Source organism: Chryseobacterium contaminans, assembly GCF_001684955.1.
Taxonomy (GTDB): Bacteria; Bacteroidota; Bacteroidia; order Flavobacteriales; family Weeksellaceae; genus Chryseobacterium; species Chryseobacterium contaminans.
On the sequence record NZ_MAYF01000035.1, the window covers coordinates 19,411 to 41,990 of the forward strand.

At 36.2% G+C, this 22,580-nt stretch carries 19 protein-coding genes; 12 read left to right on the forward strand and 7 right to left on the reverse strand.

The features are described from left to right. Positions 1–18: 18 nt before the first annotated feature. The 6 genes from folK (at position 19) to fmt (ending at position 7,859) form a co-directional block, all read left to right on the forward strand. Positions 19–435: a 2-amino-4-hydroxy-6-hydroxymethyldihydropteridine diphosphokinase gene (gene folK, locus BBH99_RS03520; RefSeq protein ID WP_066692054.1), complete on the forward strand. Its 417-nt coding sequence runs from the start codon at positions 19–21 to the stop codon at positions 433–435. Positions 436–452: 17 nt separating this feature from the next. Continuing rightward, positions 453–1,574, forward strand: a complete 1,122-nt coding sequence (locus BBH99_RS03525) for a flagellar motor protein MotB (protein ID WP_066692056.1) — start codon at positions 453–455, stop codon at positions 1,572–1,574. 47 nt (positions 1,575–1,621) lie between these two features. After that, positions 1,622–3,145: an OmpA family protein gene (locus BBH99_RS03530; RefSeq protein ID WP_066692059.1), complete on the forward strand. Its 1,524-nt coding sequence runs from the start codon at positions 1,622–1,624 to the stop codon at positions 3,143–3,145. Between the two features lie 212 nt (positions 3,146–3,357). After that, positions 3,358–4,794 (forward strand): OmpA family protein, encoded by a 1,437-nt coding sequence (locus BBH99_RS03535; RefSeq protein ID WP_066692060.1) that lies wholly within the window; start codon positions 3,358–3,360, stop codon positions 4,792–4,794. 78 nt (positions 4,795–4,872) lie between these two features. Then, the gene (locus BBH99_RS03540) at positions 4,873–6,780 is read left to right on the forward strand and encodes a RecQ family ATP-dependent DNA helicase (protein WP_123872978.1); all 1,908 of its coding nucleotides are present in this window, start codon (positions 4,873–4,875) and stop codon (positions 6,778–6,780) included. Between the two features lie 134 nt (positions 6,781–6,914). Further along, complete coding sequence (fmt, locus tag BBH99_RS03545; protein ID WP_066692064.1) at positions 6,915–7,859, forward strand: methionyl-tRNA formyltransferase; 945 nt, start codon at positions 6,915–6,917, stop codon at positions 7,857–7,859. Between the two features lie 93 nt (positions 7,860–7,952). On the opposite strand, the gene BBH99_RS03550 is transcribed toward fmt, so the two are convergent. The 3 genes from BBH99_RS03550 to BBH99_RS03560 form a co-directional block, all read right to left on the reverse strand. After that, complete coding sequence (locus BBH99_RS03550) at positions 7,953–8,534, reverse strand: Crp/Fnr family transcriptional regulator (RefSeq protein ID WP_066692066.1); 582 nt, start codon at positions 8,532–8,534, stop codon at positions 7,953–7,955. 98 nt (positions 8,535–8,632) lie between these two features. Beyond that, positions 8,633–9,754 (reverse strand): 3,4-dihydroxy-2-butanone-4-phosphate synthase, encoded by a 1,122-nt coding sequence (ribB, locus tag BBH99_RS03555; RefSeq protein ID WP_066692067.1) that lies wholly within the window; start codon positions 9,752–9,754, stop codon positions 8,633–8,635. A 69-nt stretch (positions 9,755–9,823) separates the two neighbouring features. After that, positions 9,824–10,828 (reverse strand): LLM class flavin-dependent oxidoreductase, encoded by a 1,005-nt coding sequence (locus tag BBH99_RS03560; RefSeq protein ID WP_066692072.1) that lies wholly within the window; start codon positions 10,826–10,828, stop codon positions 9,824–9,826. A gap of 337 nt (positions 10,829–11,165) precedes the next feature. Here BBH99_RS03560 and BBH99_RS03565 point away from each other — a divergent pair, with 337 nt between their 5' ends. After that, positions 11,166–12,014 carry a M12 family metallopeptidase gene (locus BBH99_RS03565; RefSeq protein WP_066692075.1) on the forward strand — a complete coding sequence of 283 codons (849 nt, stop codon included), beginning with the start codon at positions 11,166–11,168 and terminating at the stop codon, positions 12,012–12,014. A 40-nt stretch (positions 12,015–12,054) separates the two neighbouring features. Here BBH99_RS03565 and BBH99_RS03570 read toward each other — a convergent pair whose 3' ends face one another. Next, positions 12,055–14,181: a helix-turn-helix domain-containing protein gene (locus BBH99_RS03570; protein ID WP_066692077.1), complete on the reverse strand. Its 2,127-nt coding sequence runs from the start codon at positions 14,179–14,181 to the stop codon at positions 12,055–12,057. A gap of 82 nt (positions 14,182–14,263) precedes the next feature. On the opposite strand from BBH99_RS03570, the gene BBH99_RS03575 reads away from it, so the two are divergent. Further along, positions 14,264–14,716 carry a hypothetical protein gene (locus tag BBH99_RS03575; protein WP_066692082.1) on the forward strand — a complete coding sequence of 151 codons (453 nt, stop codon included), beginning with the start codon at positions 14,264–14,266 and terminating at the stop codon, positions 14,714–14,716. A gap of 184 nt (positions 14,717–14,900) precedes the next feature. Here the strand turns inward: BBH99_RS03575 and BBH99_RS03580 are convergent, their stop codons facing one another. Further along, positions 14,901–15,437, reverse strand: a complete 537-nt coding sequence (locus BBH99_RS03580; RefSeq protein WP_045500733.1) for a gamma carbonic anhydrase family protein — start codon at positions 15,435–15,437, stop codon at positions 14,901–14,903. Positions 15,438–15,604: 167 nt separating this feature from the next. On the opposite strand from BBH99_RS03580, the gene BBH99_RS03585 reads away from it, so the two are divergent. Genes BBH99_RS03585 through hemH form a run of 3 tightly spaced genes read left to right on the forward strand, consistent with a single transcriptional unit; the run spans position 15,605 to position 18,072 of the window. Beyond that, positions 15,605–16,483, forward strand: coding sequence for a NifU family protein (locus tag BBH99_RS03585; RefSeq protein ID WP_066692084.1), 879 nt, complete (start codon positions 15,605–15,607; stop codon positions 16,481–16,483). Positions 16,484–16,493: 10 nt separating this feature from the next. Then, entirely contained in the window at positions 16,494–17,030 is a 537-nt protein-coding gene (locus BBH99_RS03590) for an NADPH-dependent FMN reductase (protein WP_066692086.1), read from the forward strand. Positions 17,031–17,037: 7 nt separating this feature from the next. After that, complete coding sequence (gene hemH, locus BBH99_RS03595; protein ID WP_066692087.1) at positions 17,038–18,072, forward strand: ferrochelatase; 1,035 nt, start codon at positions 17,038–17,040, stop codon at positions 18,070–18,072. A 75-nt stretch (positions 18,073–18,147) separates the two neighbouring features. Here hemH and BBH99_RS03600 read toward each other — a convergent pair whose 3' ends face one another. Next, positions 18,148–20,103: a M4 family metallopeptidase gene (locus BBH99_RS03600; RefSeq protein WP_066692089.1), complete on the reverse strand. Its 1,956-nt coding sequence runs from the start codon at positions 20,101–20,103 to the stop codon at positions 18,148–18,150. Between the two features lie 328 nt (positions 20,104–20,431). Beyond that, on the reverse strand, positions 20,432–21,646 hold the full coding sequence (locus tag BBH99_RS03605; RefSeq protein WP_066692091.1) for a type IX secretion system plug protein: 1,215 nt from the start codon (positions 21,644–21,646) through the stop codon (positions 20,432–20,434). Positions 21,647–21,716: 70 nt separating this feature from the next. Here BBH99_RS03605 and BBH99_RS03610 point away from each other — a divergent pair, with 70 nt between their 5' ends. Further along, positions 21,717–22,355, forward strand: a complete 639-nt coding sequence (locus BBH99_RS03610; RefSeq protein ID WP_066692136.1) for an MBL fold metallo-hydrolase — start codon at positions 21,717–21,719, stop codon at positions 22,353–22,355. The last annotated feature ends 225 nt before the right edge of the window (positions 22,356–22,580 follow it).

Genomic DNA, 22,580 nt, shown 5'->3' on the forward strand with positions numbered 1-22,580 from the left:
ATCAATCAATTTTACAATATGTCGCAGCAAAAGGTAGTTTTGTTACTAGGAAGTAACCTTGGAGAGCAAAAAAAAAATATAGAGCTGGCTTTAAATAAAATAAAGGATGCCGGAAACCAGATTTCACAGATAAGCGAATTTTTAATGTCTGACCCTGTAGAATTTGTCAGTTCCAATATTTTTTGTAATATTGCAGCAATAATATTCACGCATCTTTCACCAATTCAGCTGCTTGATTGTATTAAAAACATTGAAGTTGAAATGGGAAGAATTAATGATTCAAAAGTATCAGGTGGTTACACAGACAGGGTAATAGATATTGATATCATTAAGTATAATGAATTAAACTTTAGATCAGAAAGATTAGAAATCCCTCATAAAAAACATCTTTTTGAAAGGGAATTTTCGAGAGTATTATTAAAGGATTTTATTTAAAACATAAAACATATAGTATGAAATTAGGTTTATTATTATTGGCTACAACCTTGCCAATTGCAGCTTTTGCGCAAAGTAGCAGTACTACAGTAAACTCTTCTACTGAGTACCCTAATACCTTTTCTTCTGGCTCTGCCAACGTACAACCCTTCAACAACAAAGCCAGACATTTCAGAGATTGGTCTATTTCAATTGGAGGAGGTCCTGCATTTATGGTTCATTCTGCCTTAAAATCTATTCGTGAAGATAAGATCAACTGGGGCTATAATGCTTATGTAAGTGTTGACAAGCAAATTTCACATACATTCGGTTTAAGCTTAATGTATACGAGAGGAGAAACGAAACAAACAGGTCAACTTCCGGGAAATCCAGGCATATCTGCTGGAGTAGCAACAGGAACAACACAGTTTGATCAATTAGCATTAATGGGTGATATCAATTTCTCAAATCTACTAAGAAGAATTGATAATCATTCTCCATACAGATGGGCATTGCATGGTTATGGAGGCATCGGACTTCAAGGGTATAGAACTTCTTTACATGATAATGATCGAAACAGATGGAGTGATAATCCTAAAAGAACTCCTTTATTCGTAAAGCAGAATCTTGATATTAATTCAATATATTATCAGTTTGGTGTAGGACTGAAGTATAATGTATCCCCACTTATTGATGTTGAAGCCAGAACTATGTATCTAATCAGTGGTGAACAAGCATTTGATGGAAGTGGATATAATAATTCTAGTTATGATCCTAAAGCACCAACAGAATCAGGATATAGATATACTATACTTAACAATAGAAGATCATACAATGCCTGGACAGTATCTTTAGGAGTTTCTTTCAAACTAGGGAAACACTTATCTCATCTAGCTTGGCATGATCCGCTTCAAGAAGCCTATTATAAAACCAATGTTTTAGAAAATGCAACTACAGATCTTGTAGTTTGTGAAAAAGGAGATGCTGATAATGATGGGGTATGTGACGATTGGGACAGACAGCTTGATACTCCTGCTGGAGCAAGAGTAGATGGTGCTGGTGTTGCCCTAGACATGGATCTTGATGGCGTTATTGACCTTTATGATAAATGTGTAACTGTTCCTGGGCCTGTCGAAAACAACGGTTGTCCAATCAAATAATATACATAGAACCTGTTTTTCAGAAAAAAACAAAATAAATATACACGATGAAATTAAGTTTAGCAATTGTTGCTTTAGCATTGGCTGTTCCTACAGCCAGCTATGCACAAGACTCAACGGCTGTTTCAAAAGGAGAATATCCCAATACATTCTCATCTGGTTCCGCCAATGTTTCCCCATTTACCAATCAATCTAAAAGATTTAATGACTGGGCTATCTCTGCAGGGGTTGGAGTTCCACTAATGCAATCAGCAGATTTAACTTCCATTAAAAATGGTAATGGTAAAAACCTTTTCGGATATTCCGCTTATGTAAGTATTGATAAAGCAATCACCCATGCTTTTGGAATTAATTTACAATATGACAGAGGGGAAACAAGACAAGGATGGTTCAATACCAAAGATGCAGCACCCGACGCAAAAGCTGTGGGGGCAAGAACTCAATACGATGCAATCTCAGTCCTTGGAGATATTAACTTCTCTAATCTTTTGAGAAGAGTTGATAATCATTCTACTTACAGATGGGCTCTTCACGGATATGCTGGTGTAGGTACTATTGCTTATAGAGCATATCAAAAGGATATCAATGGACAGAGACTAATGACTGAAGTCAAACCATTCAAACTTGGATCAATGTTTATGCAAGCTGGTACAGGTTTAAAATTCAAGGTTAATAGAAGAATTGACCTTGAAGGTAGATTAATGTATGTAATGACAGGTGACGATACTTTTGATGGTGGAGGCGAACCTTATAGTGAAATCAACAGACGTTCTTCACAAGTATCTGATAACTTCTTCAACGCTACTTTAGGTCTTTCTGTAAAATTAGGAAAACACGAATCTCATTTAATGTGGCATGACCCACTTCAGGAAATCTATTACAAACTTGATGTTCTGGCTAACAAAAACCAGGATATTGAAGTATGTAAAAAAGGAGATGCTGATAACGATGGGGTATGTGACGATTGGGACAGACAGCTTGACACTCCTGCAGGAGCTAGAGTGGACGGTGCTGGTGTTGCTCTTGATACTGACCTTGATGGTGTTATCGATCTTTACGATAAGTGTGTAACTGTTCCAGGACCGGTTGAAAACAATGGCTGCCCTGTGAAAAAAGACAATAATCAAACTGCTGTAGAAGTAGAAAAAACCCTTAAGGATATCTACTTTAACTTTAACAAAGCAACCATCAGACCAGAATCTAACAGTAAATTAGACCTTGCTGCTTCAATTATCAAAGAAAACGGAGGAAACTATTTACTAACAGGGCATACTGATATTAAAGGAAATGCTGCATACAACCTAAGATTATCCAAAGAAAGAGCTGCTGCTGTAGTAGGTGCTCTGGAAAGCAGAGGTGTAAATGAAAGTGTACTAAAATCAAGAGGTGTAGGTTCTGCAGAAGCAACAATTCCCGCTTCCGCTTCAGATGCTGAAAGATTAGCAGACAGAAAAGTAACAGTAAAATTTATAGAAAGTTCTGAATGGAATTCTATTAAAAAGAAGGACTATGAAGATGCTCCTGTAAAAAAAACAGTAAAAAAAGCTCCGGCTAAGAAAAAGAAAAAATAATTTCTTATACAATACATAAACCGAAAAGAATTGTTCTTTTCGGTTTATTTTTTTTCTACTACGGTTTTTTTTACATATCTTTATATCATTTTCCGGGCAATAGGTAGAGAATCACGAAGATACAACCACTATTGTTTTGAAAAAAAATAATGTAAAATCACTTTTTAACGTAAAAAAATCATTTAAAATAACTTAACTAAAAAAATAACACTATGAAATTAAGTTTAGCAATTGCTGCTTTAGCATTGGCCATTCCTAGTGCCAGCTATGCACAAGACTCAACGGCAGTTTCAAAAGGAGAGTATCCCAATACGTTCTCGTCTGGGTCTGCCAACGTTTCCCCATTTACCAATCAATCTAAAAGATTTAATGACTGGGCTATCTCTGCAGGGGTTGGAGTTCCACTAATGCAATCAGCAGATTTAACTTCCATTAAAAATGGTAATGGTAAAAACCTTTTCGGATATTCCGCTTATGTAAGTATTGATAAAGCAATCACCCATGCTTTTGGAATTAATTTACAATATGACAGAGGGGAAACAAGACAAGGATGGTTCAATACCAAAGATGCAGCACCCGACGCAAAAGCTGTGGGGGCAAGAACTCAATACGATGCAATCTCAGTCCTTGGAGATATTAACTTCTCTAATCTTTTGAGAAGAGTTGATAATCATTCTACTTACAGATGGGCTCTTCACGGATATGCTGGTGTAGGTACTATTGCTTATAGAGCATATCAAAAGGATATCAATGGACAGAGACTAATGACTGAAGTCAAACCATTCAAACTTGGATCAATGTTTATGCAAGCTGGTACAGGTTTAAAATTCAAGGTTAATAGAAGAATTGACCTTGAAGGTAGATTAATGTATGTAATGACAGGTGACGATACTTTTGATGGTGGAGGCGAACCTTATAGTGAAATCAACAGACGTTCTTCACAAGTATCTGATAACTTCTTCAACGCTACTTTAGGTCTTTCTGTAAAATTAGGAAAACACGAATCTCATTTAATGTGGCATGACCCACTTCAGGAAATCTATTACAAACTTGATGTTCTGGCTAACAAAAACCAGGATATTGAAGTATGTAAAAAAGGAGATGCTGATAACGATGGGGTATGTGACGATTGGGACAGACAGCTTGACACTCCTGCAGGAGCTAGAGTGGACGGTGCTGGTGTTGCTCTTGATACTGACCTTGATGGTGTTATCGATCTTTACGATAAGTGTGTAACTGTTCCAGGACCGGTTGAAAACAACGGCTGCCCTACTACCACTACAGGACCAGTAGTAGAAACAGAAACAAAATTAGAAGGAATTGAATTTGATTTAAATTCTGACAGAATTTTACCTTCAAATACTCCTATCCTGAATAATGCGGTAAACTACATCAATTCTTCAAACGGTTCTTACAATGTTGTAGGGGCTACTGATACAAGAGGTACAGATGCTTACAACCAAAAATTATCTCAGAGAAGAGCAAATAACGTTAAGAATTACTTAATCAAAAACGGAGTTCAGTCTGGTAAATTAAACGCTGTAGGTAAAGGTGAAAAAGACCTTAAATACCCTGAGTGTGAACCGGCAACGAAGTGCCCTGAATGGAAAAACAGAGCCAACAGAAGAGTATACTTCGAAGCTAAATAATAAACGTATTAATTTATTATATAAAAGTCACGCATTGCGTGGCTTTTTTTGTCATAATACTTTCCTTATTTTTACATCATGATTTCTCCGCAGGATTTTCAAAAGTTAAAATATGATACTCTTAAGTATTTCTGGGGCCATACCGGCTTCAGGGATTCTCAGGAAGAAATTATCAATGCTGTTATTAATGAAAAAGATACACTGGTACTGCTTCCTACAGGTGCCGGAAAATCTTTATGTTATCAGCTCCCTGCTTTATTAAAAGAAGGAACTTGTCTGGTAATTTCACCATTACTGGCTTTAATGAAAGATCAGGTAAATCAGCTTAAACTTCGGGGAATAGAAGCTGAATATTTGTCGTCTGAATTGGATGAATATGATGCAGAAACCATTTACAACCGCTGTAAAGAAGGGCTTACCAAATTACTTTATGTATCTCCTGAAAGATTAACCAATATTCAGTTCCTTCAAAATATTGAAGAAATTGAGTTATCATTCATTGCTGTAGATGAGGCGCACTGTATTTCCGAATGGGGACAGGACTTTCGTCCTAGTTATCAAAACATTAAAAGCTTCAGAAACAATAATCCTGAAATCCCTTGTCTGGCACTTACGGCAACAGCAACACCAAAGGTTTTGAAAGAGATCAAGAATAAGCTTGAACTAAGAAATCCGGCTGTTTTCCAAAAAAGTTTTAAAAGGGATAATATCAAAATATTTACAGAAGAGGTTTCCGATAAGTTTCAACGTGTTCTGGATATTTTAAAATATAATACAGATTCAGGAATCGTATATGTAAGAACCCGAAAAGAAGCTGAACTTCTTGCAGAATTCTTAAAGAAGAATCAATTGCAAAATGTAGATTATTTCCATGCCGGTTTAACTACAAAAGAAAAAAATGCAAGACAAAATACATGGAACAATAGTGACAATCAGGTCTTAATTTCCACCAATGCTTTTGGAATGGGTATTGACAAAGACAATGTACGTTTTGTACTCCACTATTCTCCTGCTGCCTCTCTTGAAAACTACTATCAGGAAATAGGAAGAGCCGGAAGAGATGGTAAAGAAAGTTTTGCATTCATGCTGTGGAACCAACAGGAATTATTGAATTTTGATCAAATCCTGAAAAACCAAACTCCCAACAAGGCAGAATTTTTAAAGATCATTAGCTACCTCTACTCTATTTTTCAGGTAGCAGAATTTGAATTGCCTGAGAAAACATTCCAATTGAATATAACAGGCATACAGAATTTCACCGGTTTATCAAAAGCAAAAATCAATAATGTGCTTAACTTCCTGCATAATCAGGAAATCATTTACTACAATAACAATAAGAGCCTATCATCTCTGGAGCTTTTTATTCAATCTGATGAAATAGATCAGCTGCCACAAAAAGATGCTTATTTCATAGAGCTTCTTCTCCGCACCATGTCCGGAATTACAACGCACAAGGTCATGTTCAGTGAACAACAGATCAGCAACAAAATTGAGGTCAGTGTTCCTTTAATTAAAGAACGTTTAAAAGAGCTTCAACAGAAGAATTACCTTGAATATATAGATGGAGCATTATCAAGCATCAAATTCTTGAAACCTCGTGATGAAAGAGCTATTAATAATGCTTATTGGAAGCTTTTTGAACATATTCAGCGAAATAAAATTCAGAAATGGGAAGAAATGAAGTTCTATGTTGAAGATAAGGATTATTGTAAGATGAAACTTATTCTGGCTTATTTCGGGGAAAAAAAATCAAAAAACTGTGGCCACTGCTCTGTATGTGAGAAAAATAAACAATCTATTTTTGGAAAAAACATTTCACAGCAGATCATCAATGTATTGGCGAAAAAATCAGCAACTATTGAGGAACTTTCTGTGCAGCTAAATTATCATTCCAGAGAAAGTATTCTGGAGAACTTAATTTTCCTGCTGGACTCCGGAAAGGTAAAAATGTTAAATTTCAGAACCTATGCGCTTAATCATGGATAATGAGTAATGAGTAACAATAAATATATTCTGAAAAGAATGTGATGTGATTCTTATTACCTTATCCTATTCTAAACACTCTTCTGCCTCAAACGAAACACCTTCCGACTCTCAGATCAAAAACTTATCTTTGTAGTATGAAATCATTGAAAGTCGTTTTTTTAGGTACTCCTGAGTTTGCAAAAACTTCTTTGGAGGCTATTCATCAATCTCATCATCAGGTTGTAGGTGTTGTAACCGTAGCTGATAAGGCAAGCGGACGTGGCCAGAAAATCAATCAATCCCCTGTAAAAGTATTTGCCTCGGAACATAATATTCCTGTTTTCCAACCGGAGAAACTAAGAAATCCTGAGTTTTTAGAAGAACTCAAAAAGCTGGATGCTGATGTTTTCGTAGTGGTAGCCTTCAGAATGATGCCGAAAATTCTTTTTGAAATGCCGAAAATGGGTACGTTCAATCTTCACGCTTCCCTTCTTCCTGATTATAGGGGTGCAGCACCTATCAACTATGCTGTTATCAATGGTGAGGAAAAAACAGGTGCTACTACTTTCTTTATTAATGAAAAGATTGATGAGGGAAATATTCTTCTTCAAGAGGAACTTGAAATCTTCCCTGATGAAAATGCCGGCAGTCTTCATGACAGACTGATGGAAATGGGAGCAAAATTAGTCGTAAAAACATTGGACGGACTGGCTGACAATGCTATTGAAGAAAAACCTCAGCCGCAGGTAGAACATCCTAAAAATGCTTATAAAATATTTAAAGACGATACCAGAATTAATTGGAAAGCATCTTCTAAAACAGTACATCAGTTCATTTTAGGAATGTCACCTTACCCTGCAGCATTCACTACCCTGAAAATTGGAACCGAAGAGAAGGGATTAAAAATATTTGGAGGAAAATTTGAAATTTCCAATCATGATAAACCCGCCGGAACATTGAATATTTCAAAAAATGAATTTAAAATCTATACTGAGGATGGTGTTTATTTCCCACAGGAACTTCAGTTAGAAGGTAAAAAAAGAATGACGGTAAAAGATTTTCTGAATGGTTTCAGAAACTTTGATGAGATAACATTATAATTTGGCTTACCACTGAATTTTAATCATAAATAAAAAGCCACAACAGGAATATTTTTGTTGTGGCTTTTTTATTCAATATCATTTTTATTTTCGTTAAACCTTCTTCACAATTTTTTTTCGAACCCTGCTCAGTGATTCGGGGGTTACTCCTAAATAAGCTGCAATCTGAATATTGGTAAGACGATGAGCAATTTGGGGATATTTCTTTAGGAATTCAATATAACGTTCTTCTGAAGATTTACTTAAATTATCAATAATTCTACGCTGTAATGCTATAATTGAACTCTGAAACTTGAGCCTCATCAACCTTTCCACTTCCGGCATTTCCTGGTATAGCTGTTCTTTATCCTTTTTTGAAATCAAAAGAATTTCACTGTCTTCGAGTGCCTGAATAGTAAGTTTGGAAGGGATTCTGTTAATAAAGCTGTCTATATCGGAAATCCACCAGTTTTCAATGGCAAAATATAAAATTTGTTCAGCAGCATTTCTATCTGTATGGAAAACCTTAAAGCAGCCATTCACTACAAATCCTTCAAAATCACAAATACTTCCTTCCATTAATAAAAACTCTTTCTTTTTTATTCTTCGATAGGTAAAGGCACTGCAATATTTTTCCAGCTTTTCATCTGAAATATCAACATACTCCCGGATATGTTTTTGTAAAGACTCGGTCATGCCTTAAAAATAAAAAAAGGTTTAGAAAAATCCTAAACCTTTTATTTCATTTTATAAACAGTTATTCAAAGTGAAAAAATTTCACTTTCCATTCATTATTATAGCTGAACCATCTCAGTAACCTCTACATCATACCCTCCAACCTGAGGCTTGATATTAGGGTTTTGGGTGATTACTTTAAACTTATTGATTCCTAAATTCTTTAAGATCTGCGTTCCAATACCATAATCCCTGTAATTGTACGCTAAAGTAGGATGCTGCTCCTGGCCGTCCTGGTAGTTCAGAAACTGTTGAAGTTTTCTTAATGTATTTTCAGAATTGGAAACGTTATTGATGAAGATAATGGCTCCTTTTCCGGCTTCATTTACCATATTGGTCACTTTTTCCAATAAAGGCTTTTCACCATTGTTTAATCTTGTCAATACATCAAAATAAGAATCAGAAGACTGTACTCTTACCAAAACAGGTTCATCTACTGTCCAAGCTCCTTTTGTTAATGCAAAGTGGATCTGATCGTTAGAAGTCTCTCTGAAGGCATAGAAATCAAAATCACCATAGTGTGTTTTTACTTTTTTCTCCTCCAGTCTTTCAACAAGATTTCCTTTTTTAAGCTGATAGTGAATCAAATCTTCAATAGAAACAATCTTCATATCATGCTTTTGAGCAAATGCGTGAAGTTCAGGTAAACGGGACATGGTTCCGTCTTCGTTCATGATTTCGCAGATCACACCACCTTCTTTCAATCCTGCCAAATGAGTAAGGTCAATGGCAGCTTCAGTGTGTCCGGCTCTTTTTAACACTCCTCCTTTTCTTGCACGAAGCGGGAAAATGTGTCCAGGTCTCATGAAATCTGTAGGCTTGGATTTTTCGTCCATCAAAGCTAAAATGGTTTTTGCTCTGTCTCCTGCAGAAATCCCTGTAGAAGTTCCGTTTCCTAAAAGGTCAACAGATACGGTGAAAGCAGTCTCTTTAGGATCGCTGCTTCTGCTTACCATTACTTCAAGGCCAAGCTCATCACATCTTTTTTCAGGAAGTGGCATACAGATAAGCCCTCTTCCGTGAAGCGCCATGAAATTGATAATTTCCGGTGTTGTTAGTTCTGCTGCACAAAGAAAATCGCCTTCATTCTCTCTGTCTTCATCATCTACTACTATGATTATTTTCCCATTTCTAAGGTCTTCAATAGCCTCCGGAATAGTATTTAATTTAATATCAGACATTTTTACTTTTTATTTGTGTGCAAAGATACTCATAAAAATAAGCATCTGCCAATTTATATGAATGGTTTATTACGCTTTGGATAAGGAGTTCACTGCTGCTCTGATGATCTCATAAGATCTTAGCCTTTTCTGATGATCGTATATATGAGAATTAATCATCAGTTCATCCACATTGAACCTTTCCTGGAAGTCTTTAAGCTTCTCCTGAATCTCAGCCTGATCGCCGATAAAAGTATATCTCAGCTTCTGTAACACCATAGATTTTTCCATAGGTGACCATATTTCATCCATATCATCCACCGGCGGTGCAAAAGGTTTTCTGTCATTTCTAACAATATTAATGAATGCCTGAAATAAAGTAGTGGAAATTTTATGGGCTTCCTCAGAAGTTTCTGCTGCAATTCCATTGACACAGGCAATGATATAAGGCTTATCTGAGTATTCTGAAGGCTGAAAATGTTCCTTGTAAATTTTAAAAGCCATTTCCATCTGCTCCGGAGCAAAATGCCCAGCAAAAGCATATGGTAAACCAAGTTCAGCGGCCAGCCATGCGCTATCTGTACTCGATCCTAAAATATAAAGTGGAATATCCAGTCCTTCTCCTGGAATGGCACGAACCATAGCATCAGAATTTTCCTTGGAAAAATACCTTTGAAGTTCTAAGATCTGTCTTGGAAACTGCTCATTGATAATGGCAGGATTCCTTCCCAAAGCCTGAGCGGTTAAGCCATCTGTTCCGGGGGCTCTTCCTAATCCCAAATCAATTCTTCCGGGAAAAAGAGATTCCAGTGTTCCAAATTGTTCTGCAATAACCAGAGAACTGTGGTTGGGAAGCATAATTCCTCCTGACCCTACTCTTATTTTTTTTGTTCCATTGGCAATAAAGCCAATTAAAACTGAGGTTGCAGAGCTTGCGATACTTTCCATATTGTGATGTTCCGCCAGCCAGAATCTTTTATAGTCTAAACTTTCTACGTGATTGGCTAAGGACAAACTGTCCTGAAAAGTATCATGAATGCTTTTTTCCTGCTTTACCGGCGCAAGGTCTAAAACAGAAATTTCAAAATTTTTCATATTGAGATATTATTTTAAAGGTGATATAGAATCTCCTTTTTAAATGGTTTTAAAAACCATACAAATTTAAAACATCTGAACTACATTAGTTACTTTTTGTAATTAATAGGATCTATTGATGAGTTCAGGGAAAAACTATGAGTATTGAAATTTTATCCACCCGGTTTTACTTATACGGTTTGAATACAACAAGAATTTGATGTAGCAAGTGATAATAAACTTAAAATAACAGATAAAAATTTAATCATAAACAATAATTATTAATATTCAATCAAAAATAATTCATTTAAAAGAGAAATATAATTATATTCGTATACCAATTTGAAAAATATTTATTATGAACAAAAAAGTTAATGACTTGCTTTCCAAAAAAGTTTTTACAAAAAAAGCTTTTCTGATGGGCCTTGTAATCGCTACAGCATTATCATCTTGCAGTAAAAATAATGATGAAATGGCAACCGAAACTCAAACTAATGCAGCTAACACAGCGAATCTTAAAAAAGGACAATTGGATGGTCAGGAAATCACCTACGAAAGGAAAAATGGAATGAATTTTTTCCAGGGGGATATTGTCCTTTCCGATAAACAACTTACTGAAGGTGGAGTAGCCAGTAAAGGAGGGGCTACATTTTCTAGATGGCCCAACCGCACCATTTACTATACCATTGCAAGTAACATGGGATCTATCAATGTCAACAAGATCAATACTGCGGTTAGTGAATACAATTCCAAGACGAATGTCCGCTGGGTTCAGCGCACCAATCAGTCCAATTATGTAGAATTTATTTTTGGAAGTTCAAATGGATCGGATGGATGGGCACATATCGGATATCAGGGTGGAAAACAAACCATTTCTCTGGATCAGTATATTTCTGTGGGATCAGTAATTCATGAGATGGGTCATACTGTAGGACTTTATCACGAACACGCCCGTAAAGACAGAGATCAGTATGTAAGCATACAATGGAACAACATCCAGGACGGGCAAGCTTATAATTTTAATAAATATACTTCGGGAACAGATATAGGTCCATTTAATATTAATTCTGTAATGATGTATTGGCCAAATTCTTATTCCAAAAATGGATTGCCTACCATTAAAAGAGCTGATGGCACTAACTTTACCTACAACAGAACAGGATTTACTACAGGGGATATCAATACGATCAATGCGATGTATCCTTAGACTTTAATCCTATTAACATATTTAAGCAAGAAAAGAATTCCTAGGAATTCTTTTCTTTTTTATAGTTGTAATGATTGATCAAAATCCTGATCTCGTTAAATTCAAAATGACTCGGTAAAGCATTTTTCCATTCCGTTAAGGTCTCATGTGGATTTTTGTAAAATTCATCTTCAAATGCTTTAATTTTATCCGAAGTAATCACTCTTGCAATATCCAGCAACCCCTGTTCTGCAAATTTGGCAAGATGGCCAATCACGGTTTCTTTTACCAGGCCTCTTTCCAATGCAATTTCACCAATGGTTTTTCCCTGCTCAAAAAGTTGGAATGTCAGAACCTGAGAAGGAACTTTAACAATCTTCATGCTAACTTCTTTATCATTCTTTTCATCCAAAAGCCTCGTCTCAAGCAGATGAATATCCTTTAAACTGTTCAGGTATTCTTCAATATCTTCCAGCCAGCTTTTTACTTCTTCATTGTACTGTTTCAATCCCTTCGCCCCTTTAATTTCAGCATAAAATTCTTTCAAAGGGTCGAAAATTTTATTTCGGGTTTCGGTAAAGAAGAAATTAACAGCTCCTTTGGATTTGCTTTCAATTTCAGACCATTTTTCTTTCTGCTCAATGAAATTATTGACTTTCTGAAAGATAACACGTTCAAGCTTTTCGAAAATTTTGCCAAGGTTGGTTGCTTCATGTTTCAACTGAAGATAAAGCTGATTAGCTTTAACATGGTCTATATTTTTAGTAACTATTGACAGTTTATTCCATTCTTCCACTTCATTTAAGAACCACATGCAGTCAACTGTACGAAGTACTTTTCTGATGCTGTAATCATATTTTTCCTGATTCAGAATAGCTTCTACATGATCATTAGCAACTGTATCGCTATGGAAACTCAGGATTCTGTTGTCTTTAAAGATAACTTCAGGAGTAATTTTTGATTTTAAAACAATTCCTTCCAAAGTTCTGCAACGTGATAAGGCTACATATACTTGGCCCGCTGTAAAACTCTTTCCTGCATCAATAATCACCTTATCAAAAGTAAGTCCCTGACTTTTATGAATGGTAACGGCCCACGCTAATTTGATCGGGAACTGTTCAAAACTTCCCAATACTTCTTCTTTGATTGTTTTATCAGTATCCAGAAAATATTTCTTCTGTTCCCAGGTTTCCTTTTTTACAGTAATTTCTCTTTCACTTTCATCCAGCACAACACGGATTTCATCTTCATCCAGCCCAATAATCTCCCCAAGTTTTCCATTGAAATATTTCTTCTCTCCGGAAATATCATTTCTGATGAACATGATCTGGGCTCCTATTTTCAATTCCAGAAACTGATCATTCGGAAATTGACTTTCTTTAAAATCACCGACTAATTTTGCCTCATAGGTTTTTGCATCCACTTTTATTTCCTTCAGTTTCTCCTGATTGATTTCATCTGCCATCTTATTATGAGAACACAGATAAACGTAAGATTCTTTACCCATGTCAAAATCCGGATCGTATCTTTGGTTAAGGTGATCGAAATCTATATTGGCTACATCACCGTCACGGATTGCATTCAATATTTCCAGAAATTCCTGATCAGACTGCCGGTAAACTTTGGTAAGCTCAATAGTTACAATCGGAATATCCTTAATGGCATGGCTATCGAAAAAGAAAGGGGAATCATAATACATTTTTAGGATATGCTCATCTCTTACGACTGGTGGCAACTGGAACAAATCCCCGATGAACAGCATCTGCACTCCACCAAAACGTTGATTATTTCTCCTGATAAACCTTAATGAAAAATCCATCATATCCAGAACATCAGCTCTTAACATGGAAACCTCATCAATAATAATAATTTCAACTTCTCTTAAAAGCTTGAGTTTATCTTTACGATATTTGAAATGTGGCATCAGATCGGCAATATTATTAGCCAAACTGGTATCTATCCTTTCCGTTGTAGGCAGAAAAGTTCGCAAGGGCAATCCGAACATAGAATGGATGGTTACCCCACCCGCATTAATTGCCGCAATCCCTGTAGGAGCAACAACAATATGCTTTTTCTTTGTTCGTCTTACAAAATCATTAAGAAACGTTGTTTTTCCTGTTCCGGCTTTCCCAGTCAGAAAAACACTTCTGTTGGTGTACTCTATTAAGTCAAAAAAATGATTGTTCATCGTTGTCAAAAATACGGAAATGAATTTGATTTTCTTACCTTGGCATAAGTTTTGAAAATTCTTAAAAAGAAAAAAGTCTATTGTGAAAAAATTTTTACTTCATATTCCTGTGATAGTATTATGTACTACTCTTACCCTGGTTTCCTGTAATTCTACGAAGAACCTTGATACTAATCTTCCTATAGATATTGCCAACCGCCCTGCTGATGAAGACAGTCAAAAATATGAGCAAGCACAACTGGATAGATTAAAAGCTTCTATTGAATCTGAAGCTAAAGGGGAAGAATGTACCAATGGAAGTGACTGGACTTTTGCTCCCATGGGCATCAAATCCTGTGGCGGACCTCAGCAATACATTGCCTATCCTAAAAAAATTGAAACTTCAATTCTTCCGAGAATCAATGAGTATACGGATAAAGTAAGGATTTTTAACGAAAAATATAATATTATGTCTGACTGTATGGTGATTCCTCCTCCAGCGTATGTTAAGTGTATCAAAGGAGAAGCAAGACTGATTACACCAGACTCAAAATAAAAAACAAAAGCAAAGGTTCTATATCAAATCGATATTAAGACTTGATATACAAAGCTCCGTCTTCCGACAGAGCTTTTGTTATTTTATAAACTAGAGTTAAGACATAGGATTTAAAAGATAAACATCTCCATCAAACCTTTACATCCGCATCACACATCACGAAAACACGTACCCCGTATCACGCCTACAACTCATAATCCTTCACATTCTCCTTATACCAGGATGAATATTTCACATAATTATCCGCAATTCTGTTCACTTCACCTTCCAATAACTGAGCGTTGATATCCTTGATCTTTTTAGCAGGAACTCCACCCCAGACTTCCCCGGATTTAATATGGGTTCCCTGAGTCACTACTGAACCTGCCCCAACGATTGAGTTTTCTTCAACCAGACAATCATCCATTACAATAGCACCCATTCCGATTAGTACATTATCTTTGATGGTACATCCGTGGACAATAGCATTATGCCCAATAGAAACATTATTACCGATATTCAAAGGATGTTTCTGATACGTACAATGTAGCATTGCGTTATCCTGAACATTCACCTTGTCTCCCATTTTAATATAATGAACATCACCTCTGATTACAGCATTATACCAAACACTGCAATCTTTTCCCATCGTAACATCTCCGATAATAGTAGCGGTTTCAGCTAAAAATGTATTCTCTCCGATCTGTGGTATTTTCCCTAAAAGTTCTTTTACAAGTGCCATAGTTTTAATTTGAATATTTGAAAATAAGCCCGTTTGAAAATCATTATTTCTTATCTTCTGGTCTTTAGCATCTAACTTCTAAATTACAGTGATAGCAAAAATCTAACTCTCAGTTTCCAGCTTCTAACTTCTAATGCGTATTTTTGTATCTCAAATTTAACGAAAAAATGCGTACCGTACTTATAGAACCAACCGAAAACCCAAAAGTGATGAAATTTGTAGCAGATTACAACTTGATTCCAGGGTCTTTGGAGTTGGACAGAAACTCAGATATTTCAGAAATCCCTTTGGCACAGGAGCTTTTCAATTATCCGTTTGTGGAAAGAATTTTCATTACGGCTAATTTTGTAGCGGTAGCCAAACAGGATACTATTGAATGGGAACATGTAGCTGAAAGCCTGAAAAATGTAATTGAAGATGAATTATTGGCTAACCCAAGAATCTATCTTCAGAAGAAAAAAGAGATGTATCAGATTTACTCTGAGATGACTCCTAATCCTAATGTAATGAAGTTTGTTTCCAGCAAACTGCTTATGGAAGGGTTTGTAGAAGTAAAATCAAAAGAAGCTGCAGCCGAAGTTCCTTTAGCAGCGGCTATCTTCAATGAATTCGAATTTGCAACAGAGGTTTTCATTTCTGATAACTTTGTGGCTGTTACGAAAGACAATTCTGTAGAATGGCATCAGGTTATGATTACCGTTCGTGCTCTTATTGCAGATTATCTTCAGAACGGTGGTAAAATTTCCAATATCGAACCTCAGAAGCACGAAAATCCTGTAGAAAAAATCATCAACAGAGAGTACACTGATGATGAGCAGAAAATTTCTGATATCTTAAATGAATATGTAGCACCAGCTGTGGAAAATGATGGCGGAAAAATTTCTTTAATGGAATATGATGAAGCCAGCAAAACAGCTAAAATGCTTTTACAGGGAGCTTGTTCAGGATGTCCGAGTTCTACCGCTACTCTGAAGAACGGAATCGAAAATATTTTAAAACAATTCGTTCCGGATCTTGTAGAAAGAGTGGAAGCTGTAAACGGATAATCAGTATTTCATGGCCGCTTCAAAGAAGATCCTTATTATTATTGGAAGTGCTACGAAGAATTCCAGTAACCAGAAACTGATGGAACAGGTATTGGAAAAAAATCCCAATATTCATTTCCGGATATATGATGATCTTTCTGTTCTTCCTCATTTTGACACTTCATTAACTGATGTGGATACTCCTGAGGAAATTGTAAAGATCAGAGAATACATTGATAATTCGGCAGGTGTAATCATTTCTACGCCGGAATATATTTTCAGTATTCCGAGCAGATTAAAAAATCTGTTGGAATGGTGTGTTTCCACGAATGTTTTTCTGGATAAGCCTGTAGCATTCATCACAGGTTCGGCCAGCGGAGAAAAAGGTCATGAAGAATTATTATTGCTTTTAAAGACACTTGGAGCAAAAACTGATGATAAACATCAGCTATTAATAAAAGGGATAAAGGGTAAATTGGAGCCTGATGGCTCGGTTGAAAACAATACCTTTGCTAAAGTATTAGAATTGGTAACAGATTTTGAACAATCTGTTTCATCATTAAAATAAAAAAACGTTGGGTAAAAAAGGAATTTTATTAGTCAATCTTGGCTCACCAAGATCTACGGCAGTAAATGATGTAAAGGAATATCTTGATGAATTTCTGATGGATGAAAGGGTAATTGATTACCGTTGGATCTTTCGGGCACTGCTTGTTCAGGGAATTATCCTTAAAACAAGGCCTGCCAAATCTGCCGAAGCCTATAAAACGGTATGGACTGATGAGGGTTCACCATTGATCGTCATTACAGAAAAGATCCAGAAAAAGCTTCAAAAGCTGGTAGATGTACCTGTAGAAATCGGGATGCGATATGCAGAACCAAGCATTGAAACCGGAATCCAGAAATTGGTGGATCAGGGGATTTCTGAAATCGTTCTTTTTCCTTTGTACCCGCAATATGCCATGAGTACTACGGAAACCGTTATTGAAAAAGCGGAAGAAGTAAGAAAAAAGAAGTTTCCAAAGGTAAAGATCAATTATATCCAGCCTTTTTACAACAGAGATATTTATATTAACTGTCTGGCGGAAAGCATCAAGGAAAAACTTCCTGAAAATTTTGATGCGCTTCAGTTTTCTTATCATGGAGTTCCGGAAAGACACCTGTACAAAACAGATCCTTCCAACACCTGTAAAATTGATGATGCCAATTGTATTAACAGCCAGGTAGACACCCACAATGCATATTGCTACAGACATCAGTGCTATAAAACTACTGAAGCTGTGATTGCTAAAATGGGGCTTCCAAAGGAAAAAACAATTGTTTCCTTCCAATCCAGATTAGGAAAAGACAAATGGATTGAACCATATACGGATGAAACATTGGAAACTATTCCTAAGAAAGGTGTTAAAAACCTTGCCGTGGTTTGTCCGGCTTTCGTTTCAGACTGTCTTGAAACCTTGGAAGAAATTTCAGAAGAAGGAAAAGAACAGTTCATGCATGGTGGTGGTGAAAGTTTCCACTATATTCCGTGTCTGAATGATGAGGACCGATGGATTGATGTCGTAAAAATCCTTTGTGAAGAAAAACTGAATGATTTTTATCTGGTATAAAACGATTCATTCAAAATATAAGAAGGCCACAGAAAAATTTCTGCGGCCTTTCTCTTAAAATATATTAAAGAGAGTTTACTTTTTAATTAAGTTTCCGGCTTTTTGTCCGTTCACGGTTACAATATAAACTCCAGGAAGTATATTGGCTGGCAATTGTATTTCTACTCTATTGGCACCATCAATAAGATTAACTTTTTCAGAAAGTTCTTTTCTTCCCGTTAGGTTCGTCAATTCTACAGTTCCTTTCCCCGCTTTTCCATTAAATACTACTGTAAATCTGTCTGTTGCCGGATTTGGACTGATGGCATATGGAGATTCATTAGTAGATGCAGCAATAAGGCCTGACGGAGAAGTTCCTCCTCCAACTCCTACTGCATTCCATGCATTGGTAACCTGTGTTACTTCATTGCTTCCTGCTCCGTAAAGATCTGTTGCAGCCTGTAAAGAATATGTTCTTGTATTCGCATAATTTGAAGTAGAAGTCAGATAAGTAGTCAGTGTTCTGTAGGCAATAGCTGCTGCCTTATCTAGTCCTATTCCTGAAACATTGTAAGCGAAACCATTATCGTTAGTACCGGATCCTCCAGTTACCAGTAAGTAATACCAGAAATTAAGAACTCCCGAGTTGGTATGAACGCCACAATAGTCATTGGCCTGACTTGGACTTGCACATCCTGAAGTAGTAGCAGTCTTCCAATAAGTCCCCAAATAGGTATCCGGCTGGCTATAGGCATTAGGGTTAGACATATCTCTGATCACATAACTGAAATCTTCACCTAATGTCCAGCTAGCCTGAGTAGGTCTTGCCCATCGCTCAATTGAATTTCCAAAAATATCAGAGAAACCTTCATTCAATGCTCCCGGTTCTCTTTGATACACAAGGTTAGCTGTTTTAGAGGTCATTCCGTGGGTAATTTCGTGCCCGCAAACATCAATAGCTGTTAGAGGTTTTCCCCCGTTTGTAGTAGAACTTCCGTCTCCATAAGTCATTCTGGAACCATCCCAAAATGCATTGAAATAATTAGTGGAATAATGAACATATGATTTTATAGCAAAATGATTGTTATCAATACTCTTTCTTCCGAATTTTGTGTATAGATAATCTACTGTCATTTCTGCTCCCCAATGCGCATCGGTAGCATACTGATCTTTATTGGTGTTCACATTATTCCATACATTATCTGTATCTGTAAAATCTACTGCTGAAGCATAGCTGGTTCCTTTTTTCAGGTTATAAGTTTCTACAGAAGTTCCGCCATTTCTACCCGTTTCTCTCAGCCTGTAGCTTCCGTTATAAGAATCTGCCACAATATTTCTGTTTCCACTGTATCCTGTAGTGGCTGTTCCAGGGGCATTTACATCATGAATAATGGCATCCACTCCCAGAACTTTTCCATTTTTAGCATCTACAAATACATACTGTCTGCTTAGAGGCTTCTCCGCATAAATATCAAATTTATAAGCTAACTTCAGGTCCTTAAGCGTTTCATCAGTTGGATCTGAATAATACACGAGTTCACCCTTAGGAGCAAAGCTTGCATTGCGATCATTAGTTTCTCTTTTGATAAAATCTTCCTCATCCTTATTTTGCCACTTATATTGTTCTGCACCCACAAAGTTTAATGCATTTTGTAAGGCGATGCTTTCAGAAATATTGGATTTTTTCTCTACTCCTGATGGAACTTTAAGTATCCATTTTCCGGACTGTCCTACAATTTTACCATCTTTTGTCTGTACCGCCATCATTCCATATTCTACCGGAATATCATTTACTGTTTGTTGAAATCTGTGGGTTTCAAAACCCAGCTTATCAGTTTCAAGTCCTAATTTACGGGCTTGTCCCGGTGAAAGTTTCTCGGATCTTTCATCAAGTAAAACCGGATTTCCCTGAAAAGTTGGTCCATTTTTATCAAATCTTAAGAAGTCTGCGTGTAATCCATTTTTACCAGGAATTACTTTTGATGGTGTGTTTTGTCCAAAAACGAATGAGCAGGCCGCAACGCTTACTGCCAGAATAAATTTTGTTTTCATAAATAATATTTGTTAAGTGTGAAACGAAGGTAAAAATTTTTCACAATAAAACAACATATGTATTATAAAAAATTCAATTGAAAATATAAATCATTAAACAAACCACAATAATGATTTTAAAACAAAGAGAAATAATTAAAAATAATTTTATTATTTTGAAAATTTTTCATGAATTAAATTCACAAAAAATCAATATTTTGTGAATTAATATTTTCATTATGTACCACATTTTATTGAATAAAATTCTTCTTATTTGAAAGATTTATTAAAAAAATAAGGCCATCTCCATAGAGACAGCCTTTGAATATTTTAAAATAAGGGGATGTTTTTATTTCCTAACCGGGGTTCTGAATTCCCCATACCCTATCAAACCATCATAGTTCCGACCGAAAGGAGCATAGTAAAGAAATGCCTGATAAAGGTTTTCTGTCTGCCAGAAATTACCATTCACTTCACCAAAGTCTAAAGGACCATCTCCTTGCTTTGTAGCGAGAACATAGTTATAAAATCCTTGTTTCAGGTATAGTTTGGCAACATATTGCTTTGTAGTGGCATCGTATTGCATCTGATTTTCCTTACTTGGTTTAAAACCATTGAATCCACCCAAAATATAAATGTCTTTATCTACCGGATCGGATTCAAGAGAAAAATATACCCATGAATAATCTGCTTCTCTCTCAGCATCTCTTTCTCTTCCCAGATCATTTCTTCTGTAGTACCACGCTCCGTTTACATCGGGCTGATATTGATAATTTAAAGGAAACGCCCAAACCGGATGTAAATACGTATGATTGGCATCATCTTTTACTTCTACTGCACGAACCATATCTGCCGCGATAGTCATATTCTTGTTATCAAAATAATAGAACTCATTATCACCAGGAAATACAAGATTCATCTGCTGGAAAAGTAACTGATTTCCCAAAACGGTACTTGGTTTCAGGTTAGAAATCACCATATTCGGATTGTTATTCTGCATCACATTCAAGCTCATAGAGTTGACATTAGAAGAAAGATCACCTCCTTTCGGTAAAGCTTTTATTTCTACTCTTTGATTGATATTGGGATTCTTGGCATCTGCAATCCTTGAAACATTTACGCCAAGAGTAGCAGCATCTTCTACAAGATAAAAACGTCTTTTGAACAGAGGTTTATCCGCAGAATCTTTATAAACGATCAATTCAAAGTTTCCTGATATTTTGGGTTGTATTTTATCATTGGGGAAAGTCAGCTTATAATGAGTATACGCCTGCAAAGTATTGAATGAATATTGAAACTTATCCAATAGCCCGTTCATACTTCCAGTAGCAATTTCTGTAAAGAAAAGGTTATCATCGTTCCAGTTTCGGTCATAATGCTTGATGGTATATCTGTAGATCTCACTTCCATTGGTAAGATCATCAAAACTTAACACCAATTGTTCGCCGAACTTAATGACCGGTGTTTCATCATTCGTCTGAGGGTTAAACAGCTGGATGCTTTGGATATTTTGTCCATACATCAGTCCGCTCAGGGAGAGTAAGAGTATTCGCAAAGTTTTCATTATGACGAAGATAACGAAAAATAGCCATTTTCTTAATAATATCGTATTTTTGAATAAAAATATTCAGATTATGCTTCAGATTCAAGGCTTCGTATGCAACTTTGCAAGTGAAAACACCTATATTCTTTATAATGAAAACAAAAATGCCTGGTTAATAGACCCGGGAAATATGAATGAACAGGAAACCAAAGCCATTGACAACTTCATCAAAGAAAAAGAACTGAAGATTCAGAAAATCCTTTTAACCCACGCTCATATTGACCATGTTTTGGGGCTTCAATGGGCATTTGATACTTTTAAAGTTCCTGTGAATATGCATCAGGAAGATCAGGAAGTTCTTGATATGCTTCAGGCAAGCGGAATGAGATTCGGATTCCCTGTTGATCCTGTAAAAGTAGATATTGAATATGTAAACGAAGGAGAGGAACTTGAACTGGATGGAGAAAAATTTAAAATCTATCATGTTCCGGGACATTCTCCGGGAAGTGTTGTTTACCATAATGAAAACCAGAAATTCATGATCTCCGGCGATGTTTTATTTGAAGGCAGCATCGGAAGAACAGATCTATACAAAGGAAATTACGAACAGTTAATTGACGGTATTAAAACCAAACTTTTTGTCCTAGATCCAGAAACACAGGTTTTCTCCGGTCACGGAAATCCTACTTCAATAGGGTTTGAAAAGCAGTATAATCCTTTTTTCAAGTAAAGGAGTCGGGTTTGAGAGTCGGAGAGTTTGAGGGTGTAAGCGTTTTACCCATTTTTGTCATTCTGAAAGAATCTAAACCCAGTATGTTTAATATCTAAGGTTAGATTCCTGCCGGAATGACAAAAACTACTTTATCAACTAAATGTGCAGGAGTTTTATTTCACACAAATCTCACGGTTTTACACAGATGGTTGTGGTTATTTGTGTGAAGGTTAGGATAATTCG

Coding starts and splice junctions, on each gene's coding strand:
- folK (WP_066692054.1), top strand. CDS start 19: ATGTCGCAGCAAAAGGTAGTTTTGTTACTAGGAAGTAACCTTGGAGAG.
- BBH99_RS03525 (WP_066692056.1), top strand. CDS start 453: ATGAAATTAGGTTTATTATTATTGGCTACAACCTTGCCAATTGCAGCT.
- BBH99_RS03530 (WP_066692059.1), top strand. CDS start 1,622: ATGAAATTAAGTTTAGCAATTGTTGCTTTAGCATTGGCTGTTCCTACA.
- BBH99_RS03535 (WP_066692060.1), top strand. CDS start 3,358: ATGAAATTAAGTTTAGCAATTGCTGCTTTAGCATTGGCCATTCCTAGT.
- BBH99_RS03540 (WP_123872978.1), top strand. CDS start 4,873: ATGATTTCTCCGCAGGATTTTCAAAAGTTAAAATATGATACTCTTAAG.
- fmt (WP_066692064.1), top strand. CDS start 6,915: ATGAAATCATTGAAAGTCGTTTTTTTAGGTACTCCTGAGTTTGCAAAA.
- BBH99_RS03550 (WP_066692066.1), bottom strand. CDS start 8,534: ATGACCGAGTCTTTACAAAAACATATCCGGGAGTATGTTGATATTTCA.
- ribB (WP_066692067.1), bottom strand. CDS start 9,754: ATGTCTGATATTAAATTAAATACTATTCCGGAGGCTATTGAAGACCTT.
- BBH99_RS03560 (WP_066692072.1), bottom strand. CDS start 10,828: ATGAAAAATTTTGAAATTTCTGTTTTAGACCTTGCGCCGGTAAAGCAG.
- BBH99_RS03565 (WP_066692075.1), top strand. CDS start 11,166: ATGAACAAAAAAGTTAATGACTTGCTTTCCAAAAAAGTTTTTACAAAA.
- BBH99_RS03570 (WP_066692077.1), bottom strand. CDS start 14,181: ATGAACAATCATTTTTTTGACTTAATAGAGTACACCAACAGAAGTGTT.
- BBH99_RS03580 (WP_045500733.1), bottom strand. CDS start 15,437: ATGGCACTTGTAAAAGAACTTTTAGGGAAAATACCACAGATCGGAGAG.
- BBH99_RS03585 (WP_066692084.1), top strand. CDS start 15,605: ATGCGTACCGTACTTATAGAACCAACCGAAAACCCAAAAGTGATGAAA.
- BBH99_RS03590 (WP_066692086.1), top strand. CDS start 16,494: ATGGCCGCTTCAAAGAAGATCCTTATTATTATTGGAAGTGCTACGAAG.
- BBH99_RS03600 (WP_066692089.1), bottom strand. CDS start 20,103: ATGAAAACAAAATTTATTCTGGCAGTAAGCGTTGCGGCCTGCTCATTC.
- BBH99_RS03605 (WP_066692091.1), bottom strand. CDS start 21,646: ATGAAAACTTTGCGAATACTCTTACTCTCCCTGAGCGGACTGATGTAT.
- BBH99_RS03610 (WP_066692136.1), top strand. CDS start 21,717: ATGCTTCAGATTCAAGGCTTCGTATGCAACTTTGCAAGTGAAAACACC.